Source organism: Terrabacter terrigena (assembly GCF_042676085.1).
Taxonomy (GTDB): domain Bacteria; phylum Actinomycetota; class Actinomycetes; order Actinomycetales; family Dermatophilaceae; genus Terrabacter; species Terrabacter terrigena.
Genome location: NZ_JBHTKH010000010.1, coordinates 57,177 through 78,059, shown reverse-complemented (window position 1 = coordinate 78,059; position 20,883 = coordinate 57,177). Strand labels below are relative to the sequence as shown.

The window sequence follows — 20,883 nt, the reverse complement described above, 5'->3', positions numbered from 1 at the left end:
CCTCGTTCGTCCCGAAAGGAGATTCGGCTCAACCCCGCTCGGCAAGTCTCTGTCATCCCTGAAGGAGCAAGCCTCATGCACGACAACGACGTCAATCCGCTGGAACTCGCCAAGGGACTCGGCCTCAACCGCCGCCAGTTCATGGCCGCCACGACCGGAATGGCCGCTGCCGCGGCCGTGACCGTCGCCGGTGCCGGAACCGCCGCCGCGGCTCCCGCCGCCAACGGCGTGGTGGTGCCGCCCGGCAAGCGCGGCATCATCCTCTACACCGTCCGAGACGCCATCTCCCGCGACCCGGGCACCAGCCCGTACGCGTCGGGGTTCAAGGCCGTCTTCGAGGAGCTCGGGCGCATCGGCTACAAGCAGGTCGAGTTCGCCGGCTACAGCCAGCACGCCAACGCACCCGGCGGCAACGTCAACAACGTCGCCGGCGCGTACCAGCTGCGCGCGTGGCTGGACGACAACGGTCTCGAGGCCGAGGGCAACCACGGCACGATCCCGTCGGTCATCAACGACACGACGCTCGCGCAGTTCGACGCCGCGTGCGAGGTCGCCAACATCCTCGGCATGCAGCACATCGGCACCGGTTCCGACCCGACGAGCTCGGCCTACGTGGCCGACTGGGCCGCGGCCGCCGAGCGCTGGGACACCCTCGGCGCCAGGGCCGCCTCGCACGGTCTCAAGCTCTACACGCACAACCACGACATCGCGTACAGCTTCCTGCTCGACAGCGGGCCGCTCGACGCGCAGGGCCGCCCCACGCGCTCGTCCGGCATCCGGCGCCTCGAGTACTTCCTCGCCAACACGGACCCGGCCAACGTCTACCTGGAGATGGACATCTACTGGGCGCACGTCGCGAAGTTCAAGCACACGGCGTACACGGCGCCGGACGGCACGGCTGTCACGTCGGTCTTCAACCCGCTCGGCGTCGTGCAGAAGCAGCCGATCCGCTTCCCGCTCTTCCACGCGAAGGACGGCGACGCACGGCCCGACCTGGCGAACGGCTACGAGATGGTGCCCTTCGGCACGGGTGACATCGACTACCGCACGTTCCTCAGCTCGACCGGCGCCAAGGGCTACCACAACCCGATGTACGAGCAGGACACCGCTCCCGGCGGCGCGGCGAACCCCGGCCAGTCGCTGGAGTTCGCGCGGATCAGCTACGACAACATGGCCGCCCTGCGCGGCTGACGACCGAACCGCCGGAACACGCAGTACGCCGGACCCCCGGGGAGTGCATGGCCGTTGCAGCGGCGCGCTCCCCGGGGACCGGCTCGCCCGTCTCTGTCAAGAAGGACGTACCGATGAATGCTACAAGTCGCTCCAGAGCGCAGAGGGCGGTTTCGGCAACAGCCGCCGCCGTGCTCGCCCTCTCCACCCTCGGCGGGGTCCTCGCGTCACCCGCCACCGCCCACGACGGTGTCGACCACGGCAACGAGCCCGCGCTCGACTGGTCGAACTACGAGAAGATCACCCTCACCAAGGACACCGGTGAGCCGATCGACCTGGCGGTGCTGCCCGACCGCCGCGTGCTCACCACGGCCCGCAACGGTGACGTGCGCCTCGTCGACCCCGACACCGGCGTCACCAAGGTCGTCAACACGCTCCCCGTCTACAACAACTCGGAGGACGGCCTCCAGACCGTCACGCTCGACCCCGACTTCGCGACGAACAAGTGGGTCTACCTGTACTACGCGCCGCGCACGATGACGGCGCCCTACCCGGCGTCGACGCCCACCGGGTCGGCGCCGAACACCCTGCCGGCCGGGGCGGACGCCTCCTACTGGGACCAGTGGAAGGGCTACAACCAGCTCAGCCGCTTCAGGTGGGACGACGCCAGCGGCAAGCTCGACCTGGCGTCCGAGCAGGTCATCATCAAGGTGGAGACGCAGCGCGGCCAGTGCTGCCACGTCGCCGGTGACGTCGACTTCGACGCCAACGGCAACCTCTACCTCTCGACCGGCGACAACACGCCGGCGAGCGCACCGGGTGCCAACGGCTTCGCACCGAACAACAACGCCCCCGGCTTCAACCCCGGTTTCGACTCGCGTCGCGGCGCCGGCAACACGAACGACCTGCGCGGCAAGATCCTGCGCATCCACCCCGAGGCCGACGGGTCCTACACGATCCCCGCCGGCAACCTGTTCGCACCCGGCACGGCGAAGACCCGTCCCGAGATCTTCGCCATGGGCGTACGCAACCCGTTCCGGATGGACGTCGACGCGGCCACGAACTCCGTGACATGGGGTGACTACGGTCCCGACGCGGGCGCGCCAGACCCGCAGCGGGGCCCGATGGGCTACGTCGAGTGGCAGACGACCGCCATCGACCGCCCGATCAACGGTGGCTGGCCGTACTGCACCGCCGACGCGAAGAACTACAACGAGTGGAACTTCGAGACCGCGACGCCCGGACCGTTCTTCGACTGCGCCGCCGGTGCTCGCAACAACTCGACATGGAACACCGGTCTGGCGGTCCTGCCTCCGGCGACCCCGGCCACGCTCTACTACGGCGACAACAACACGCACCAGCCGTGGCCCGAGCTGACCGACTTCTCCCCGGCCGGTGGCCAGGGCCCGATGGGCGGACCGGTCTACCACTACGACGCCGCCAACCCGTCGACGACGAAGTTCCCGGCGTACTGGGACAAGAAGGCGTTCTTCGCCGAGTTCTCCCAGGACTACCTCGCGGTGTTCGACGTGCAGTGGCCCAACGGCCCGGTCGACCACATCACGAACTTCCTGCCGAACACGGCCCTCGAGACGAACGGGCAGCCGATCACCGACAGCCCGATCGACATCGAGTTCGGCCCGGACGGTTCGCTCTACGTCCTCGACTACGGCGACGGCTTCTTCCGGGCCAACCCCGACGCGGGCCTCTACCGCATCGACTACAGCCCGGGGAACAAGGCGCCGCAGGCGAAGATCTCGGCGAGCCCGGTCAGCAGCAGCAACGCGCCGCTCACCGTCGCGTTCGACGCTGGCGCCTCCGTCGACCCCGAGGGCGGTGCCCTGACGTACGAGTGGGACTTCGACGGCAACGGCACCTTCGACGCGACCGGCGCGAAGGCGTCGTTCACGTACACCGACCTCGGCAAGTTCACGGCGCGACTTCGGGTCACCGACCCGGAGGGACGTCGTGGCCTGACGAGCACGTCGGTCAGCGTCGGCAACGTCGCTCCGACGGTGAACATCACGACGCCGCCGAACGGTGGGTTCTTCGACTGGGGCCAGGCCGTGCCGTTCACGGTCACGACCTCCGACCCGGAGGACGGCGACGCGACCGTGTGCTCGCGCGTCTCGTGGACCTTCGGCCTCGGGCACGACGCGCACGCGCACCCGCTCAGCCAGGGCACGGGCTGCCAGTTCGCGATCCCGACCCCGGCCGACGCCACCCAGCACGGCGAGACGGAGAACATCTTCGGCGTCGTCGTCATCACCTACACCGACAACGGGCACTCCGGGGTGCCGGCGGCGACCACGACCGAGCAGCTCGTGCTCAACCCGAAGAAGCAGGAGGCCGAGTGGGCCGACGTGACCTCGGGCGTGGAGGTCGTCGGTGACGACACGGCGAGCGGCCTGCGCAAGGTCACCTCGTTCGACGCTGGCGACCACCTCGCCTGGGACCCGGCGAACCTGGCCGGCATCAAGGGCGTCTCCGCCCGCACCTCCGGCACCGGCACCCTCTCGCTCCGCTGGAACTCGCCCACGGCGACGCCCTTCGCGACGATCGCGGTGGACGGCGCCGGCTGGACCGACACGGCCGCGACCCTGGCGTCGAGGCCCACCGGCACCGGCCGCCTGTTCGTCACCTCGACGGGCGGGGTCGTGCTCGACTCGCTGGCCTTCGTCGGTGACGGCGTCGCGGACCGCACGCCGCCCACGGTGTCGGCCACCCTCAACCCGGCCACGCCGAACGGCGCGAACGGGTGGTACACGAGCAACGTCACGGTGACGGTCACCGCGACCGACAACGGCACCGTCGCCTCGCGCGAGCGCTCCGTCGACGGCGGCAGGACGTGGGTCAACGCGAACACCGCGCTGACGCTCTCGGCCGACGGCACGACGACGGTGCTCTACCGGGCCACGGACAACGGCGGCAACGTCTCCACCGTGGGCTCCGTGACGGTGAGGACCGACAGGTCGCAGCCCACCGTGGCCGTGTCCGGAGCCACCGACGGGTCCACCGTCGCGAACTCCGGCGACGTCACCTGGACGGCCGCCGACGCGACGAGCGGCATCGACGCCGTCTCGGCGACCGTCGACGGCAGCCCGGTCGCGGCGGACAAGCCGCTCGAGCTGTGGAAGCTGTCGCTCGGCAGCCACACCCTCGTCGTCACGGCCAAGGACAGGGCGGGCAACGTGCGCGCCACGTCGACCGGCTTCACGACGACGACGTCGCTACCCGTGCTGACCGCCCTCACCGAGCGCCTGTCGCGTGCGGGTCTCGTGACGAGGACGGGAGAGCCGGCCCTCGAGAAGCGCCTCGACCAGGCGGCGAAGCACGTGGCAGGCGGACGCCCGGCGGCTGCGGTCTCGCAGCTGCAGGAGTTCGTCTCGCTCGCCCAGTCGGCCACCAACGTGTCCGACCCGACGGCGTCCGCCGCCCTGCGGCGCGACGCGAACGCGGTCATCGCCTCGCTGCGCTGACCCAACGAGCCGGTGCCCGGCGGCGGGACGGCCCATCGCCCCGCCGCCGGGTCACCGGACCCACGAAGACCCGGACCTCCCCTCCCCACGACCCACGAACCCTGCTCGAAGGAGAGCGAAATGACCGACGACCGAACCGGACTCTGGCTGGTCGGGGCCCGTGGCTCCGTCGCGACCACGGTGGCGACGGGCCTGGCCCTCATCACAGCGGGTGGCGCCGCCCTCGACGGCCTCGTCACCGAGCATCCCGACCTCGCCGGCGCCGACCTCGTACCGCTCGACCGCATCGTCATCGGCGGGCACGACGTCTCCGAGGTGGCGCTGGTCAAGCGGGCCGCCCAGCTCGCCGACGCAGGGGTCATCCCGCACGCCGCGCTCGGTCTCGTCACCGACGATCTCGACCGTGCCTGCAGTCGCCTGCGCCTCGGTCACCGGCCGGGCGGCGAGACCCAGCCCGAAGCGGTCGACCGCCTCGCGGCCGACATCCGCGCCTTCGCGGAGGCCGAGTCGCTGAGCCGCGTCGTCGTCGTCAACGTGAGCTCGACCGAGCCCGTGGCGGCCGATGACCCGGCGCACGCCTCGCTCGACGCCCTCGAGTCCGCCTGGGCCGCAGGGGAGTCCCCGCTGCCGCCGAGCTCCGTGTACGCCGCCGCGGCCTTCACCGCCGGCGCCGCCTTCATCGACTTCACCCCCTCGACGGGCGCGCGCCTGCCCGCCCTCGTCGAGCTCGCCGAGCGGGCGGGAGTGCCGTGGGGAGGCAGCGACGGCAAGACGGGCGAGACCCTCGTCAAGTCGGTGCTCGCACCGATGTTCGCTGCCCGCTCGCTGCGGGTGCGCTCCTGGGCGGGGACCAACCTGCTCGGCGGCGGGGACGGCGCCACGCTGGCCGATCCCGAGGCGATGGAGAGCAAGGCCCGCAGCAAGGCGCGCGGCCTCGAGGAGATGCTCGGCCACCCCGTCGACGGACCCGTGCACATCGACAACATCGCCGACCTGGGCGACTGGAAGACGGCGTGGGACCACCTCACCTTCACCGGCTTCCTCGGCACGCGCATGTCGATGCAGTTCACGTGGCAGGGCTGCGACTCGAGCCTCGCCGCGCCGCTCGTCATCGACCTGGCCCGCCTCGCCGACCTCGCCCTGCGGCGCGGTGAGGTCGGCCCCCTCACGGCCCTGGGCTTCTTCTTCAAGGACCCCGTCGACTCCCGCGAGCACCGCCTCTTCGAGCAGCACCGCATCCTGACACAGTGGGCGACGGCGTCGTGACCCGGCTCCGCGACCTCGTCGAGCTCGTCCGCGCGCCGGCCGCGCTCACCGTCCCCGGCGACACCCTGGCCGGCGCCGCCAGCGCCGGCTGGCCGGCGGGCGCCCGAACGGCCGCCCTGCCCGTGGCCTCGACGTGCCTCTACTGGGCCGGCATGGCGCTCAACGACTGGGCCGACCGCGCCGTCGACGCCACCGAGCGCCCCGAGCGGCCGATCCCGTCCGGACGCGTGCCGGCCGGCACGGCGCTCGGCGTGGCTGCGGGCCTGACGTTCGGCGGGGTCGCGGTGGCAGGCCTGGCGGCAGGCCGGTCCGGCGCCACCGTGGCGGCGCTGCTGGCGGCCGCCGTGTGGGCCTACGACCTCGGCCCCAAGGACGGCGCCGTCGGCGTGGCCACGATGGCCTCGACCCGAGCCCTCGACGTCGCCCTCGGCGCCAGTGCCGGCGGTCTCGCGGGGGTCCGCCGGGCGCTCCTGCCGGCGGCTCTCGTCGGCGCGCACACGGCCGGCGTCACCGCGCTGAGCCGGGGTGAGGTGCACGGTGGCTCGGCGTCGACCGCGCGGGCCGTGGCGATCGGCACCGCCGCGGTCGCCACCGCCAGCGCGGTCCTGGGCCCCGTCCGGGCGGCGCTCGCGACCCGCGCGACAGCCGGCGCGGCCCCGTCACGTGGCGCGGCGCGACTGCGGCCGGTCGGTTCAGTCGCACTCTCGACCGCGATGGCCGCCTGGTACGCGCGCGACGTCCTGCGGGCCCAGCTCGCTGCCGTCCGGTCGCCCGACGCGGCGACGGTTCGCCGGGCGACGGGGCGCGGGATCCGGGGGTTCGTGCCCCTCCAGGGCTCGCTCGTCGCAGGCCGCGGCCGGCCGGCGGCTGCCGTGGCCCTCGCGGCATCCGTGCCCCTCGGGCGGCTGGCGATGAGGCGGGTGTCGGCGACATGAGCCTGCGCTTCGGCTACGGCCTCAACGGCTTCACCGACCACCGGGTCCCCGACGCGCTCGCCGTGCTGGCCGACCTCGGCTACGACGGCGTCGCGCTCACGCTGGACCACGCCCACCTCGACCCCTTCGCGCCGGACCTGCCGGGGCGCACGCGCCGGGTCGGCGAGCTGCTCGCGGGGCACGGTCTCGGCGTCGTCGTCGAGACCGGTGCGCGCTACGTGCTCGACCCGCGCCGCAAGCACGAGCCGACCCTGGTCTCGGACGATGGCCGTGATCAGCGGATCGACCTGCTGGAGAGGGCGATTCGAGTCGCAGCAGACCTCGGGGCCCCGGCCGTCTCGTTCTGGAGCGGCATCGCGCCCGCCGCAGCGACCCGGGGGGAGCTGTGGTCCCGTGTCGAGGAGGGTGTCGCGCGGCTGCTGCCCCTCGCCGAGGCGCACGGCGTCGACCTCGCGCTCGAGCCGGAGCCCGGCATGTTCGTCGAGCGCATCGCCGACGTCGTCGAGCTGCGCCGCCGCCTCGGTGACCCGGAGCGGCTGCGCCTGACGGTCGACGTCGGCCACCTGCGGTGCACCGAGGACGCCGACCCCGCCGCGTGCGTGCTCCACGCCGGCGACCTCGTCGCCAACGTGCAGATCGACGACATGCGCCGCGGCGTGCACGAGCACCTGCCGTTCGGCGACGGTGAGGTCGACTTCCCACCCGTCCTCGCGGCCCTCACTGCCATCCGGTTCGACGGGCTCGTCGCGGTCGAGCTGCCCCGCCACTCGCACGCCGCGCCGACGCTGGCCGCCGCCGGCCTCGACTTCCTCCGCTCCGCGGAGCTGCAGGCGCAGACCCGAACCACGCGACGACCTCAGGAGGTTCGCCGATGAGCCCGACCACCGAGCCGGTCCGGACGATCGACGGCATGCTCAGCGAGGTGGCCCTCGACCCCGGGTCGATCCAGCGGCACTTCCCGGCGGCTGCACGCACGGCCGCCCGGGAGGCCCGTGACGGCGATGCAGCCCGGAAGGCGCTGCTGCTCACGGTGCCCGGCGACACGGCATACGTCGTGGGTGTCGTGCGTCGCCTCTACGAGCAGGGAGACGCGGCGGAACGGCGTGCGGTGCTGCTCTCCTTGGCCGAGCTCGACGCGCCCGGGCGGTCGAACGCCATCGGTGACTCGGCGCTTCCGATCGTCCGAGACGCCTTGCGTACCAACGACACCCGCCTTGTCGCAGCCGCGCTGGGGCCGTATGCCGCGACACACCTCGACGACGACGCGTGGCGGCAGGCGGTGCTCAAGGTGCTCTTCACGGGCATCGCCGTCGACCAGGTCGCCGGCCTCGCCGAGCGCGCCGACGCAGAGCTCGCGCGGATGGTGCGCGACTACGCCGCCGAACGTGAGGCCGCCGGGCGCACCGTCCCCGCCGATGCCCTCACCGTTCTCGCCCTGGCCGACACCGTCCCCCACCCCGCCGACTGAGGAGCACCCGTGCGCATCTTCGACCCCCACATCCACATGACCTCCCGCACGACCGACGACTACCGGAGCATGTACGCGGCCGGCGTGCGTGCCGTCGTCGAGCCCTCCTTCTGGCTGGGGCAGCCCCGCACGTCCGTGGGCTCCTTCTGCGACTACTTCGACGCGCTCCTCGGGTGGGAGCCGTTCCGCGCGTCCCAGTACGGCATCGCGCACCACGCCACGATCGGCCTCAACCCCAAGGAGGCCAACGACGCCCGGTGCCGCGAGGTGCTCGACGTGCTGCCCCGCTACCTCGCCAAGGACCGCGTCGTCGCCGTGGGCGAGCTCGGCTACGACTCGATGACCCCCGAGGAGGACGAGGTCTTCGCAGCGCAGCTCGCGCTCGCCGTCGAGCACGAGCTGCCCGCCCTCGTGCACACGCCGCACCGCGACAAGCTCGCCGGCACGCGACGCACCCTCGACGTGGTCCGCGAGTCGGATCTCGACGCCGGTGCCGTGCTCGTCGACCACCTCAACGAGGTGACGGTCGACGTCGTCGCCGAGTCCGGGTGCTGGATGGGCTTCTCCGTCTATCCCGACACGAAGATGGACGAGCACCGGATGGTCGAGATCCTGCGCCGCCACGGGCTCGGCCGGATGATCGTCAACTCCGCCGCCGACTGGGGCAACAGCGACCCGCTCAAGACGGTGCGCGTGGCCGAGGCGTTGCTCGAGGGCGGCTTCACCGCCGACGACGTCGACCGCGTGCTGTGGCGCAACCCCGTCGAGTTCTACGCCCAGAGCGGCCGGCTCGAGCTGCCCGAGACCGCGGGACCCGACGACGAGCAGCGCGAGCTGGTGGGAGCGGCTGCCACCTTCATGGGCAACTCGGTGCTCCGCGGCGCGAGGGAGTGAGCCGTGCGCCTGCTGCACGCCGACGGCCAGACCGTCCACGTCGCGTACTGCACCAACGTCCACCCCGGGGAGGACCTCGACACGATCATCGGACAGCTCGACCGCTTCGCCCTGCCCGTACGCCGGCACCTCGGCTCCCACGTGCTCGGCCTCGGTCTCTGGCTGAGCTCACCCGTCGCCCGCGAGCTCGCCGGTGACCCGCGGCAGGTGGACCGGCTGCGGACGGCCCTCGACTCGCGCGGCCTCGAGGTCGTGACGCTCAACGGGTTCCCGTACCGCGGCTTCCAGGAGGAGGTCGTCAAGCACCGCGTCTACCGTCCCGACTGGACCGAGCCCGCCCGCCTCGCCTACACCACCGACCTCGCGGACGTCCTCGCCCAGCTGCTGCCCGACGACGCCGCCCGCGGGAGCATCTCGACCCTGCCCCTCGGATGGCGTCACCCGTGGTTCGGCGACCGGCAGGTGCTCGCTGCCGAGCAGTTCGACCGGCTCGCCGACCACCTGCACGCGCTCGGCGACCGCACCGGCCGCGAGATCCGTGTCGCCGTCGAACCGGAGCCGGGCTGCGTCATCGAGACGACGACCCAGCTCGTCGAGCGGATGACGGGCTGGGACGAGGACGTGCTCGGGGTCTGCCTCGACCTGTGCCACCTCGCCGTGGGGTTCGAGGACGCCGCAGTCGCCGTGCCCCGACTCGCCGCGGCCGGTCGGCAGGTCGTCAAGGCGCAGGTCTCGGCGGCCCTGCACGTCGAGCACCCCGACGACCCGGCGACCCGTGAGGCGCTCGCCGCCTTCGACGAGGACCGCTTCCTGCACCAGGTGCGGGCCGGAGGGTCGCCCGCCGCAGACGGCACCCACGGCCAGCTCCGCGCACGCGACGACCTCGGCGACGCCCTCCGCGGACGCCGCCCTCTCGAGCCGGCACCGGGCGGCGTCGAGCAGCCGTGGCGGGTGCACTTCCACGTGCCGCTCGACCACGCGCCGGAGCCACCGCTCGCCGCGACGACCTCGGACCTGCGCGAGTCCCTGGCCGTCCTCGTCGGCGGCGACACCGCCCGCACGGACCATCTCGAGGTCGAGACCTACACGTGGTCGGTCGTCCCCGAGGGCGTGCGCCCGACCGACGACGCGGCCCTCGCCACGAGCATCGCCGGCGAGCTCGCCTGGCTGCGCGACACCCTCATCGACCTCGGCCTCAAGGAGACCGCATGAACCAGCCCACCACTGTTCCCCGCAAGGTCCTGCTGCTGGACGTCGTCGGCCTCACGCCGCGCGCGCTCGCCGACATGCCGCGACTGTCCCGGCTCGCGGCCGCGGGCTGGCAGTCCTCTCTCGAGACCGTCCTGCCCGCCGTCACCTGCTCGGTGCAGTCGACGATGCTCACCGGCCGACCCCCGGTCGACCACGGCGCCGTCGGCAACGGCTGGTACTTCCGCGACCTCGGCGAGGTGTTCCTCTGGCGGCAGCACAACGCCCTCGTCGAGGGCGAGAAGGTGTGGGACGCCCTGCGCCGGGCCCACCCCGTCGCCCGCGTCGCGAACGTCTGCTGGTGGTACGCGATGGGCATGGACGTCGACTCCATCGTGACGCCGCGGCCGGTCTACCACGCCGACGGTCGCAAGTCGCCGGACTGCTACACGCGGCCGGCTGCCTTGCACGACAGGCTGACCGACCGGCTCGGGGCGTTCCCGCTCTTCCAGTACTGGGGTCCGACGGCCTCGATCGCGTCGTCGCGGTGGATCGTCGAGGCGACCCGGCTGCTCCTGCCCGAGCACGACCTCACCCTCGCCTACGTGCCGCACCTCGACTACGACCTGCAGCGGTTCGGGCCGGAGTCCCCCGAGGCCCGCGCGGCAGCGCGGGAGCTGGACGACGTCCTCGGGCCCCTCCTCGACGACGCCGAGCGGCTCGGCGTCAGCGTGCTCGTCGTCAGCGAGTACGGCATCACTGCCGTCGACCGCCCGGTCGACGTCAACCGCGTGCTCCGCCGCGCCGGGCTGCTCGAGGTCCACAGCCAGGCCGGCATGGAGTACCTCGACCCGTGGGCCTCGACGGCCTTCGCCGTCGCCGACCACCAGGTCGCCCACGTCTACGTGCGGGACGCGGGGCGCCTCGACGAGGTGCGGACGCTGCTCGAGGCCACCCCCGGCGTCGACCAGGTGCTCGACCGGGCCGGCCAGGCGGCATACGGCCTCGACCACGAGCGCTCGGGCGACCTCGTGCTCGTCGCCGACCCACGCGCGTGGTTCACGTACTACTACTGGCTCGACGACGAGCGGGCTCCCGACTTCGCGCGCGGCGTCGAGATCCACCGCAAGCCCGGCTACGACCCGGCCGAGCTCTTCTTCGACCCCGCCGACCGCTCGGCGAAGGCGCGCGCGGGGCTCAGCCTCGTGCGCAAGAAGCTCGGCCTCCGGTACGCCATGCGCGTCGTGCCGCTCGACCCGAGGTGGGTGCGGGGCAGCCACGGGCGCCTGCCCGACGACCCGGTGGACGGGCCGGTGGTCATCACCTCCGACCCGGGTCTACGGCGTGAGAGCGTGGCGGCAGCGGACGTGCACGACCTCGTGCTCGAGGCCGCGGGCGTCGCCGTCGCCGCAACCACCCCCCTCTGAACCACCAGCAGACCCAGCCAGCAGCCCACAGCAGCAGACCACAGCAGCAGACCACAGCAGCAGACCACAGCAGCAAGGAGACCCCCGATGGCCCGACCGATCACCCTCTTCACCGGACAGTGGGCCGACCTCCCCTTCGAGGAGGTGTGCCGGCTGGCAGGGGAATGGGGCTACGACGGCCTCGAGATCGCCTGCTGGGGCGACCACTTCGAGGTCGACCGCGCGCTCGCCGAGGACGGGTACGTCGAGGGGCGCCGCGCGATCCTCGAGCGCCACGGTTTGAAGGTCTGGGCCATCTCGAACCACCTCGTCGGGCAGGCCGTGTGCGACGACCCCATCGACCAGCGCCACCAGGACATCCTGCCCGCGTCGGTGTGGGGCGACGGCGACCCCGAGGGCGTGCGCAAGCGCGCGGCGGAGCGGATGGCCGACACGGCGCGTGCCGCCGCGAGGCTCGGCGTCGACACCGTCATCGGGTTCACCGGCTCGGCGGTCTGGAAGTACGTCGCGATGTTCCCGCCGGTGGGCGACGAGGTCATCCAGGCCGGGTACGCCGACTTCGCCGACCGTTGGAACCCGATCCTCGACGTCTTCGACGAGGTGGGTGTGAAGTTCGCCCACGAGGTGCACCCGAGCGAGATCGCGTACGACTACTGGAGCACCGTCGCCACCCTCGAGGCGATCGGCCACCGCCACGCCTTCGGGCTCAACTGGGACCCGAGCCACATGGTCTGGCAGGACCTCGACCCGGCCGCGTTCATCTGGGACTTCAAGGACCGGATCTACCACGTCGACTGCAAGGACACCCGCAAGCGGGTCGGCAACGGCCGCAACGGTCGTCTCGGTTCGCACCTGCCGTGGGGCGACCCGCGGCGTGGCTGGGACTTCGTCTCGACCGGCCACGGCGACGTGCCGTGGGAGGACTGTTTCCGCACGCTCAACGCGATCGGCTACGACGGCCCGATCTCGATCGAGTGGGAGGACGCCGGCATGGACCGCCTCGTCGGTGCCCCCGGAGCGCTCGAGTACGTGCGGTCGCTCAACTTCGAGCGCCCCGAGGCGGCCTTCGACGCGGCGTTCAGCAGCACCAAGGACTGACGCGGGTCTACCGTCGGGGCATGGCACTCGTCCAGATCGCCCAGCGCGCCGAGGACCTCGGTCGGGCCACCGCCTTCTACCGAGACCTGCTCGGGACCGAGCCGCTCGCGACCTACGACCCGCCGGGCCTGGTCTTCTTCGACGTCGGCGGCGTGCGTCTCCTGCTCGACGTCGGCGCGCCGAGCGCCCTGCTCTACCTCGGCGTCGACGACATCGACGCGACGGTCGATCGCCTGCGGACCGCCGGCGTCGAGGTGCGCAGCGAGCCGCACGTCATCTTCGGCCACGACGACGACACGCTCGGCCCCGCGGGCACCGACGAGTGGATGGCGTTCGTCGTCGACTCCGAGGGCAACACCGTCGGGCTCGTCGAGCAGCGCCCACGCACCTGAGCACCTGCCGTCCCGCCCGCGCGGTCGATCGGCGCGGGTCGCGTTCGTGTAGAGGGTGGAGGGTGCACGCACGGTGCGGTCTCCACCATCCGCCACGACCGGCCGGTGAAACCGGCAGGAGGAGACCACCATGAAGACCTACCTGATCAGCCTGTTCTCGCCCGACGGCCCGCCGCCGGAGGACCTCGACCTCAGCCGCGTCATGGCCGACCTCGAGGTGGTCAACGACGACATCCGGGCGGCCGGCAGCTGGGTGTTCGCCGGCGGCCTCGGCGACCAGGCGAGCGCCACGACGATCCGCAAGCCCGACCCGGTCGCCGACGCCGTGCTCACCGACGGGCCCTTCGCCGAGGCCAAGGAGCACCTCGGCGGCTTCACGATCGTGCGCTCCGACGACTACGACGCGGTGCTCGGGTGGGCCGAGCGGATCGCCGGCGCCACGGGGCTGCCCGTCGAGGTGCGTCCGTTCGTGGACCAGGCCGACCCGGGCCAGAAGCCGACCGACCGCTGACGTGGTGGGCGACCAGTCCGGTGACCCGGGCGCACCGGGTGCGCCGGGTGCCGCGAGTGCCCCGAGTGCCCCGAGTGCCGCGGGTGCCCCCCGTGCCGTCACCGGTGCGGACATCGCGCGCGTCTTCCGTGCCGAGCACGGCCGCGCGGTGTCCGTGCTCATCCGCAGGCTCGGCGACATCGACCTCGCCGAGGACGCCGTCCAGGACGCGTTCACCGTGGCCGTCGAGCGGTGGCCCCGAGAAGGTATGCCGCCCAGTCCCGCTGGCTGGATCATCACGACCGCGCGCAACTGGGCCCTCGACCGCCTGCGGCGGGAGTCGACACGCGAGGCCCGGCACGAGCAGGCCCTCGTCGTCCACGCCCCTGCGGAACCGCGGGAGGAGGGACCCGTGAAGGACGAACGCCTGCGGCTCGTCTTCACCTGCTGCCACCCGGCGCTGTCGCCCGAGGCGCGAGTGGCGCTGACGCTCCGCCTGCTCGGCGGTCTCACCACTCCCGAGATCGCCCATGCGTTCCTCGTGCCCGAGGCGACCATGGCACAGCGGATCGTGCGGGCCAAGAAGAAGATCCGCGACACCGGCATCCCGTACCGGGTGCCCCGCGACGCCGACCTGCCGGGTCGGCTCGCGGCGGTCCTCGCCGTGATCTACCTCGTCTTCAACGAGGGCCACACGGCGACGTCGGGCGACGAGCTCGGGCGACCCGACCTCGCCTCCGAGGCGATCCGGCTCGGCCGCGTGCTCGTCGAGCTGATGCCCGACGAGCCCGAGGCGACGGGCCTGCTCGCCCTCATGCTACTCACGGAGGCCCGCCGCCCGGCCCGCACCGACGCCGCGGGCGAGCTCGTGCTGCTCTCAGACCAGGACCGGTCGCTGTGGGACGCCGCGATGGTCGCGGAGGGACATGACCTCGTGCGCCGCTGCCTGCGCCGGGGCGCGCCCGGGCCCTACCAGCTCCAGGCAGCGGTGGGCGCCGTGCACACCGACGCCGCCCGTGCCGCCGACACGGACTGGGCGCAGATCGTGCAGCTCTACGACCACCTGCTGCGCCTCGCCCCCACCGACGTCGTGCGGCTCAACCGGGTCGTCGCCGTCGCGGAGGTGGCGGGGCCGCAGAGCGCCCTCGCGGACCTCGACCGGCTCGCCCTCGACGGCTACACGCCCTTCCACGTCGTTCGGGCCGAGCTGCTCGGACGGGTGGACAGGTGGGGCGACGCCGCGGCCGAGTGGACCCGGGCTGCGGGCCTGAGCGCCAACGCGCCGGAGGCCCGGCACCTCCAGGCACGAGCCGCCGCGGCGACGGAGCGCGCCCGCGCCGGCGACTGAAGGGCCACCGGGCGCCGGCGGAGGGGTTACCGTGCGGTCATGACGACCCTGCCGGCCACGGCACCTCTCGGGCTCGCCGCTCCCTGGGGCGGCCGCAGCCACACGCTCGACGTCGACGGGCCCGTCCACTGGGTCGACTTCGGCGGCCCCGAGGTCGGCGCGGAAGGACGCCCACCCGTCGTCCTGGTCCACGGCCTCGGAGGGTCGCACCTCAACTGGGTCGGCATCGCGCCGGCCCTCGCCCGCACGCGCCGGGTCGTCGCCCTCGACCTGCCCGGATTCGGGCTGAGCCCGGCCGGCGGGCGGCCCACCACGGTGCACCACAACGCCGCCGTCCTCAGCCGCTTCGTCCATGAGGTGCTCGGCCGCCCGGTGGTGCTCGTCGGCAACTCGATGGGTGGCATGGTCTCGCTCCTGCTCGCCGACCGGCGCCCCGAGCAGGTCGCCGGACTGGCACTCGTCGACCCGTCCCTGCCGACGCCGGGGCTGCGCCCCGACCCGCAGGTCGCGCTCACCTTCGGGCTGTATGCCGTCCCGCGCGTCGGTGAGCGCTTCGTGCGCCGCCTCAACACCCGCTACAGCGACCGCGAGCGGGTGCTCGGCACCGTCAACCTCTGCTTCGCCGACCCGAGCCGGGCCGACCCCGATGTCATCGACGCCGGGGTGCGGCTCGTCACCTGGCGCCGCGAGCACGGCATCTCCGAGTCGGAGTTCCTCGGCGCCGCGCGCTCGATCCTCGCGATGCTGCGCCGGCCCCGGCGCTACGACGCCCTCATCGCCGGCATCAGGCAGCCGGTCCTGCTCGTGCACGGCACCCGCGACCGGCTCGTGCCGGTCGGGGCCGCCCAGCGCACCGCGCGGCTGAACCCGGCCTGGCAGACGGCATACCTCGACGGGATCGGGCACACGCCGCAGCTCGAGGCGCCTGCGGCGGTCCTGGGTCACCTCGAGCCGTGGCTGGCCTCGCTGGACTGACGCGTCACCCGCGGGCAGCCGGTCACGAGACGCCGTGCGAGACGCGGGCGGCGAGCTCGGCGCCCCAGTGCTCGGCCCGCTCGACCTCGCCCGCCACGACGGGTCCGGGCGTGCCCTCCACCCAGAAAGTCTCGCCCTGCTCAGCATGCTCGAAGCCCTTGCGACGCAAGGCTTTCGCTGCACTGCGGGCTGCGGAGCCGGGAAGCATGCGCACGTGCACTCGGGTGTCGAAGGTGACGACCGGAAGGTCCGTGCGGGGTGTCAGGGACTCGATCCACTCGCGCACGCCGTGACGAGACGGCGCGGCGCCCTTCGACGTGGCGTCCCGCCTCGTCTGGGGACGGGTCATGCCGAAGGCATGCGTCGGGGTGCCGACGAGGAGCAGGTCGACGTCGTCGGCGATGGTGAGCGGCGCGTCGCCGACGTGCACCAGCGTGACTCCCTCGTCGCCCGACGGTCTGCCGCGTCGCAACCCCGCGGCGATGGCGGCCGCGATCTCCGCGGTGTTGCCGAACATGGACTCGTGGACGATGAGGACGTTCATCATGCACTCCCCTTCCACCGTCAACGTTACGCTGCGGCACAGGTCGTGTCGCGTGATCGTGACGAACGAGACGCGCCGCGCCACAATGGGATTCGCGGTCGTCACGGGGCGGCCGACCAGTCGGGAGGAGAGCCAGTGGACGCCATGGCCTGGGACGAGCGGTATGCCGCGCACGACCTCGTGTGGTCGGTCGAGCCGAACCGGTTCGTCGCCGAGATCATCGGGCCGCTGACGGCCGGCCATGCGCTCGACCTGGCCGCGGGGGAGGGGCGCAACGCGATCTGGATGGCCGAGCGGGGCTGGTCCGTGGTGGCGCTCGACTACTCCTCGGTGGCCGTCGACCGGATGCGCTCGCTGGCGGCCGACCGGCTCGGGGCGGACGTCGACCGGCTGACCCCGCTGGTGGGCGACGCGACGCTCCCGGCGCCCGGCGACCCCGCCTCGTACGACCTCGTCCTGCTCAGCTACCTCCAGCTGCCCGCGGCCGAGTGGCGCCAGGCACTCCGTGTCGCGGTCGCGGCCCTGCGCCCGGGTGGGCGCGTGGTCGTCGTGGGCCATGCAGGGCGCAACCTCGCCGAGGGCTGGGGCGGTCCCAGCGAGCGCGCCGTGCTCTACGACCCCGACGAGGTGCTCGAGGCTGTCGAGGGCCTGCCGGTCACGGTCGAGCAGTCCGGCATCCGCGAGCGCCCGGTCGAGACCGACGGCGGTCAGCGGGTCGCGCTCGACACCGTGGTCGTGCTGCGCCGGGAGGGCTAGGTCGGGAGGGCTGGGTCGGAAGGGCCGGGCCTCGACGGCCCGGGGAGGTCAGCGACGGCCGTACTTCTTGTGCACGGCCTGGCGGCTGACCCCGAGGGCCTCGGCGATCTCGGCGAAGGAGAGGCCCTGCAGCCGTGCCCGGCGCACGACGGTCGCCTCGGTGCGGTCGGCCTCGCGGCGCAGCTCGCGTGCCGCCGCGAGGGCCGCGCGCGGGTCGTCGTCGCCGGTGGCCCGTGCGAGCTTCAGCATGTCCTCGACCTCCATCGTCACCCCGGTCTTCGCTCCTGATGTCAACCTGTGTTGACAACGGTAGGTCGCCACGAGCATCGCGTCAACCGGGGTTGACGCGGGCGGGCGGCGGCCGACCGGGTGGTCCGGCCGAGCACGCCCCCGGCAGGATGTGGCGCATGGCCCTCGCCCTGTCCCACACGACCATCAACGCCCTCGACGCCTACGAGCAGTCGGTCTGGTGGGCCGACCTGCTCGGCTACCACGAGGACCCCGACGACCCGAACGAGCCGGGTCACGAGGAGTGCATGATCTTCTCGCCCGACGGGTCGCACCGGCTGCTGCTCATCGAGGTCGAGGACGCCAAGGTGGTGCGCAACCGCGTGCACCTCGACCTGCGCCCCACCGACCGGCCGCGCGACGAGGAGGTCGAGCGGGTGCTCGCTCTCGGCGCCACCGTCGAACAGGACTGCCGCACCGACGACGGCCGCGGCTGGGTCGTCATGGCCGACCCCGAGGGCAACGAGTTCTGCATCCTGCGCAGCGACGACGAGCGCCGCGCCGCCGGGGACATCCCGTGACCGTCGCCCGCTCCATCACCCTCTTCGTGCTCGCCGCCCTCGCCGAGATCGGCGGTGCATGGCTCGTCTGGCAGGGCGTGCGCGAGCACCGGGGCTGGCTGTGGGCCGGGGCCGGCGTCGTCGCCCTCGGCGTCTACGGCTTCGTGGCCACGCTGCAGCCCGACGCGAGCTTCGGACGCATCCTCGCGGCCTACGGTGGCGTCTTCATCGTCGGCTCGCTCGCCTGGGGCATGGTCGCCGACGGCTTCCGGCCGGACCGCTGGGACGTCGCGGGAGCGCTGGTCTGCCTCGTCGGCGTGGCCGTCATCATGTACGCGCCGCGCTCGGGCTGAGCGCCGGGCGGCTCCAGCGATCGTGGCGCACGGCATACGGGCCCGGGTATGATCGGCAGCGTCGCCGAGGCCTTGGAGGAGTATGCCGTGGAGCTCGACCTCGACGAGATGCAGTCAGTCATTCGCCGCCTCAACCGCGCCCGCGGGCAGATCGGCGGCATCGTCCGGATGATTGAGGAAGGACGCGACTGCGCCGACGTCGTCACGCAGCTCGCGGCGGTCTCACGGGCGCTCGACCGAGCCGGTTTCGCGGTCATCGCGGCCGGCCTGCGCGAGTGCCTCGCCAACCCCGACGCCGAGCAGATGGACGTCGCGAAGATGGAGAAGCTCTTCCTCTCCCTCGCCTGAGGTCGGCCGGGTCACCACTCCCGAGCTCTGGACGAACCGGGCACCCGGCGGGACCATGGGGGACACGGAGGTCGAGCCATGAACCTGCAGCCGAATGCCCCGAGCCCGCCCCTCGTCGAGGTGGCCCGTTCCGATGCGCCTGCCCCTGTGCCCGTCGAGGACCAGCCGCCGGTCGTCACCCCGGCCGACCTCGCCCGACACCTCGAGCAGGTGCGCCAACACCGCTCGGAGCTGCGCGAGTCGGTGGCCGCCGTCGACCTGGCCCTCGAGGCCCCGATCGCCCGCGGCGGGATGTGGCGAGAGCGCGTGCGCGCCGCGCTGGCCGAGCTGGCCCACGACTTCGACGACCACGTCGCCCTCACCGAGAGTCCCGGCGGCATCTACGACCGGGCCCGGCACAACGCACCACGGCTCGCCGGCCGCGTGAACCGGCTGCTCGCCGAGCACCAGGACCTCCGTGAGGCGATCCACGGCTACCTCGCCGTGCTCGAGCACGGCGGCACGATGGCCGACCTGCCGGTCTTCCGCGAGGAGCTCACCGTGCTGGTGGGGCGGCTGGTGCGCCACCGGCAGAAGGGCGGCGACCTCGTCTACGAGGCCTACGACGTCGATCTCGGAGGCTCGGGCTAGGCGTCGGCCTGACCGTCCCGACCGTCCCCACGGGTCTGACCGGTCCGACCGGTCTGACCGGCCTCGCTCGGCTCGACGCGCGGGCGCAGCGGGAAGCCCGACCTGCCCTCGGTGCTCGTGCGTGACGCGAGCACCTGGTGCAGCTGGATCCCGTTGCGCTCGAAGCCCAGTCGCGACCCGGCGAGGTAGAGGCCCCAGACGCGGGCGGTGCCGAGCCCGGCCAGCTCGACGCACTCGTCCCAGTGCTTGCTGAGGTTGGCGTTCCACGCGGCGCAGGTGCGGGCGTAGTGCTCGCGGAGGTTCTCGTGGTGGCGCACCTCGAAGCCCTCGTCCTCCATGACCCGCACGATGTGACCACTGCCGGTGAGCTCGCCGTCGGGGAAGACGTAGCGGTTGATGAAGCCGCGCGAGGGCAGTCCGTCGTGCCTGTTGTCGGGCCTGGTGATGCAGTGGTTGAGCAGGCGGCCCTCGTCACGCAGGCGCTCGCGCAGGAACCGGAAGTAGGACGGGTAGTTGCGGACGCCGATGTGCTCGGTGAGCCCGATCGAGCTGATGGCGTCGAAGCCGCGCTCGGTGACGTCGCGGTAGTCGCCGTGCCGCACCTGAGCCCGGTCGGCGATGCCGTCGGCCGCGATCGCCGCCTGCGCCCATGAAGCCTGCTCGCGCGAGAGCGTGACGCCGATGGCCGTGACGCCGTAGTGCTTCACGGCATGCCGCACCATGCCGCCCCAGCCGCAGCCGACGTCGAGCAGGCGCATGCCGGGCTGCAGGCCGAGCTTCTGCGCGACGAGGTCGTACTTGTACGCCTGTGCCTCCTCGAGCGAGGCGCCCTCGGTCGGGAAGCACGCGCAGGTGTAGGTCATCGAGGGGCCGAGGACGCGCTCGTAGAAGGTGTTCGAGACGTCGTAGTGGTGGCTGATGGCCGCGGCGTCGCGGCCCCTCGCGTGCCGCAGCCCGCGCGCCATCCGGTGCAGCTGGCTCGGCGTCTCCTCGCGCGGCAGCCGCGGCGTGCGGGGCCGGTGGTGGGCCACGAACTGCGCGAGCTCGGCCGCCTCGCGCACGCTCTGGCGCCGCATGGGGAGGCCGTCGCTGACGAGCCGCAGCACGTCGTAGGGATCGGCCTCGTCGATGCCGTCGATGACGAGGTCACCGAGCAGGTACGCGCGCGCCAGGCCCAGCTCGGAGCCTCCGGTGAGGAAGTGGTTGAGCGCGTCGGGGTTCGTCATGCGCATCACGAGCCCGTCGGGGCTGCCACCGGTCGAGCCGTCCCAGGCGACGAGTCGCACCGGGGCGTCGGGGCCGAACACGAGGTCGAATGCCTGTCCCACGGTCAT

Annotated in this window: 22 protein-coding genes; 19 read left to right on the top strand and 3 right to left on the bottom strand. The window is 72.8% G+C overall.

Features of this window, described 5'->3' with window-relative positions:
* Positions 1 to 75: 75 nt before the first annotated feature.
* The 14 genes from ACFQ2V_RS15230 (at position 76) to ACFQ2V_RS15165 (ending at position 16,130) form a co-directional block, all read left to right on the top strand.
* Positions 76 to 1,191, top strand: a complete 1,116-nt coding sequence (locus ACFQ2V_RS15230) for a sugar phosphate isomerase/epimerase family protein (RefSeq protein WP_386053688.1) — start codon at positions 76 to 78, stop codon at positions 1,189 to 1,191.
* A 170-nt stretch (positions 1,192 to 1,361) separates the two neighbouring features.
* A complete protein-coding gene (locus ACFQ2V_RS15225) occupies positions 1,362 to 4,649 on the top strand; it encodes a PQQ-dependent sugar dehydrogenase (RefSeq protein ID WP_386053687.1) in 3,288 nt (1,095 codons plus the stop codon).
* Between the two features lie 120 nt (positions 4,650 to 4,769).
* Positions 4,770 to 5,915, top strand: coding sequence for an inositol-3-phosphate synthase (locus ACFQ2V_RS15220; protein ID WP_386053686.1), 1,146 nt, complete (start codon positions 4,770 to 4,772; stop codon positions 5,913 to 5,915).
* The gene (locus ACFQ2V_RS15215) at positions 5,897 to 6,850 is read left to right on the top strand and encodes an SCO3242 family prenyltransferase (RefSeq protein ID WP_386053685.1); all 954 of its coding nucleotides are present in this window, start codon (positions 5,897 to 5,899) and stop codon (positions 6,848 to 6,850) included. Before ACFQ2V_RS15220 ends, ACFQ2V_RS15215 begins: the two co-directional genes overlap by 19 nt.
* A complete protein-coding gene (locus ACFQ2V_RS15210) occupies positions 6,847 to 7,725 on the top strand; it encodes a sugar phosphate isomerase/epimerase family protein (protein ID WP_386053684.1) in 879 nt (292 codons plus the stop codon). Before ACFQ2V_RS15215 ends, ACFQ2V_RS15210 begins: the two co-directional genes overlap by 4 nt.
* Positions 7,722 to 8,318, top strand: a complete 597-nt coding sequence (locus tag ACFQ2V_RS15205) for an EboA domain-containing protein (protein WP_386053683.1) — start codon at positions 7,722 to 7,724, stop codon at positions 8,316 to 8,318. The genes ACFQ2V_RS15210 and ACFQ2V_RS15205 overlap by 4 nt, the downstream gene beginning before the upstream one ends.
* Positions 8,319 to 8,327: 9 nt before the next feature.
* A complete protein-coding gene (locus ACFQ2V_RS15200) occupies positions 8,328 to 9,212 on the top strand; it encodes a TatD family hydrolase (RefSeq protein ID WP_386053682.1) in 885 nt (294 codons plus the stop codon).
* Positions 9,213 to 9,215: 3 nt separating this feature from the next.
* Positions 9,216 to 10,424, top strand: coding sequence for a metabolite traffic protein EboE (gene eboE / locus ACFQ2V_RS15195; protein WP_386053681.1), 1,209 nt, complete (start codon positions 9,216 to 9,218; stop codon positions 10,422 to 10,424).
* Positions 10,421 to 11,827, top strand: a complete 1,407-nt coding sequence (locus ACFQ2V_RS15190) for an alkaline phosphatase family protein (protein WP_386053680.1) — start codon at positions 10,421 to 10,423, stop codon at positions 11,825 to 11,827. The genes eboE and ACFQ2V_RS15190 overlap by 4 nt, the downstream gene beginning before the upstream one ends.
* Positions 11,828 to 11,914: 87 nt before the next feature.
* Positions 11,915 to 12,925 (top strand): sugar phosphate isomerase/epimerase family protein, encoded by a 1,011-nt coding sequence (locus ACFQ2V_RS15185; RefSeq protein WP_386053679.1) that lies wholly within the window; start codon positions 11,915 to 11,917, stop codon positions 12,923 to 12,925.
* Positions 12,926 to 12,945: 20 nt separating this feature from the next.
* Positions 12,946 to 13,317: a VOC family protein gene (locus tag ACFQ2V_RS15180; protein ID WP_386053678.1), complete on the top strand. Its 372-nt coding sequence runs from the start codon at positions 12,946 to 12,948 to the stop codon at positions 13,315 to 13,317.
* Between the two features lie 130 nt (positions 13,318 to 13,447).
* Positions 13,448 to 13,828 carry a YciI family protein gene (locus tag ACFQ2V_RS15175; protein WP_386053677.1) on the top strand — a complete coding sequence of 127 codons (381 nt, stop codon included), beginning with the start codon at positions 13,448 to 13,450 and terminating at the stop codon, positions 13,826 to 13,828.
* Between the two features lie 112 nt (positions 13,829 to 13,940).
* A complete protein-coding gene (locus tag ACFQ2V_RS15170) occupies positions 13,941 to 15,155 on the top strand; it encodes an RNA polymerase sigma factor (protein WP_386053760.1) in 1,215 nt (404 codons plus the stop codon).
* Positions 15,156 to 15,194: 39 nt separating this feature from the next.
* Entirely contained in the window at positions 15,195 to 16,130 is a 936-nt protein-coding gene (locus ACFQ2V_RS15165) for an alpha/beta fold hydrolase (RefSeq protein ID WP_386053676.1), read from the top strand.
* 22 nt (positions 16,131 to 16,152) lie between these two features.
* On the opposite strand, the gene ACFQ2V_RS15160 is transcribed toward ACFQ2V_RS15165, so the two are convergent.
* Positions 16,153 to 16,677, bottom strand: coding sequence for a flavodoxin family protein (locus ACFQ2V_RS15160; RefSeq protein WP_386053675.1), 525 nt, complete (start codon positions 16,675 to 16,677; stop codon positions 16,153 to 16,155).
* 141 nt (positions 16,678 to 16,818) lie between these two features.
* Between ACFQ2V_RS15160 and ACFQ2V_RS15155 the strand changes: the two genes are divergently transcribed.
* The gene (locus tag ACFQ2V_RS15155) at positions 16,819 to 17,430 is read left to right on the top strand and encodes a class I SAM-dependent methyltransferase (protein ID WP_386053759.1); all 612 of its coding nucleotides are present in this window, start codon (positions 16,819 to 16,821) and stop codon (positions 17,428 to 17,430) included.
* Positions 17,431 to 17,478: 48 nt separating this feature from the next.
* Here ACFQ2V_RS15155 and ACFQ2V_RS15150 read toward each other — a convergent pair whose 3' ends face one another.
* Entirely contained in the window at positions 17,479 to 17,724 is a 246-nt protein-coding gene (locus ACFQ2V_RS15150) for a sigma factor-like helix-turn-helix DNA-binding protein (protein ID WP_449343047.1), read from the bottom strand.
* 113 nt (positions 17,725 to 17,837) lie between these two features.
* On the opposite strand from ACFQ2V_RS15150, the gene ACFQ2V_RS15145 reads away from it, so the two are divergent.
* The 4 genes from ACFQ2V_RS15145 to ACFQ2V_RS15130 all read left to right on the top strand — a co-directional run bounded on the left by ACFQ2V_RS15145 (position 17,838) and on the right by ACFQ2V_RS15130 (position 19,549).
* Entirely contained in the window at positions 17,838 to 18,239 is a 402-nt protein-coding gene (locus ACFQ2V_RS15145; RefSeq protein WP_386053674.1) for a VOC family protein, read from the top strand.
* On the top strand, positions 18,236 to 18,571 hold the full coding sequence (locus tag ACFQ2V_RS15140) for a YnfA family protein (protein ID WP_386053673.1): 336 nt from the start codon (positions 18,236 to 18,238) through the stop codon (positions 18,569 to 18,571). Before ACFQ2V_RS15145 ends, ACFQ2V_RS15140 begins: the two co-directional genes overlap by 4 nt.
* A gap of 87 nt (positions 18,572 to 18,658) precedes the next feature.
* Positions 18,659 to 18,919: a metal-sensitive transcriptional regulator gene (locus ACFQ2V_RS15135; RefSeq protein ID WP_386053757.1), complete on the top strand. Its 261-nt coding sequence runs from the start codon at positions 18,659 to 18,661 to the stop codon at positions 18,917 to 18,919.
* A 78-nt stretch (positions 18,920 to 18,997) separates the two neighbouring features.
* The gene (locus ACFQ2V_RS15130) at positions 18,998 to 19,549 is read left to right on the top strand and encodes a hemerythrin domain-containing protein (RefSeq protein ID WP_386053672.1); all 552 of its coding nucleotides are present in this window, start codon (positions 18,998 to 19,000) and stop codon (positions 19,547 to 19,549) included.
* On the opposite strand, the gene ACFQ2V_RS15125 is transcribed toward ACFQ2V_RS15130, so the two are convergent.
* Positions 19,546 to 20,883, bottom strand: a complete 1,338-nt coding sequence (locus tag ACFQ2V_RS15125; protein ID WP_386053671.1) for a class I SAM-dependent methyltransferase — start codon at positions 20,881 to 20,883, stop codon at positions 19,546 to 19,548. The two genes, ACFQ2V_RS15130 and ACFQ2V_RS15125, sit on opposite strands and share 4 nt — an antisense overlap.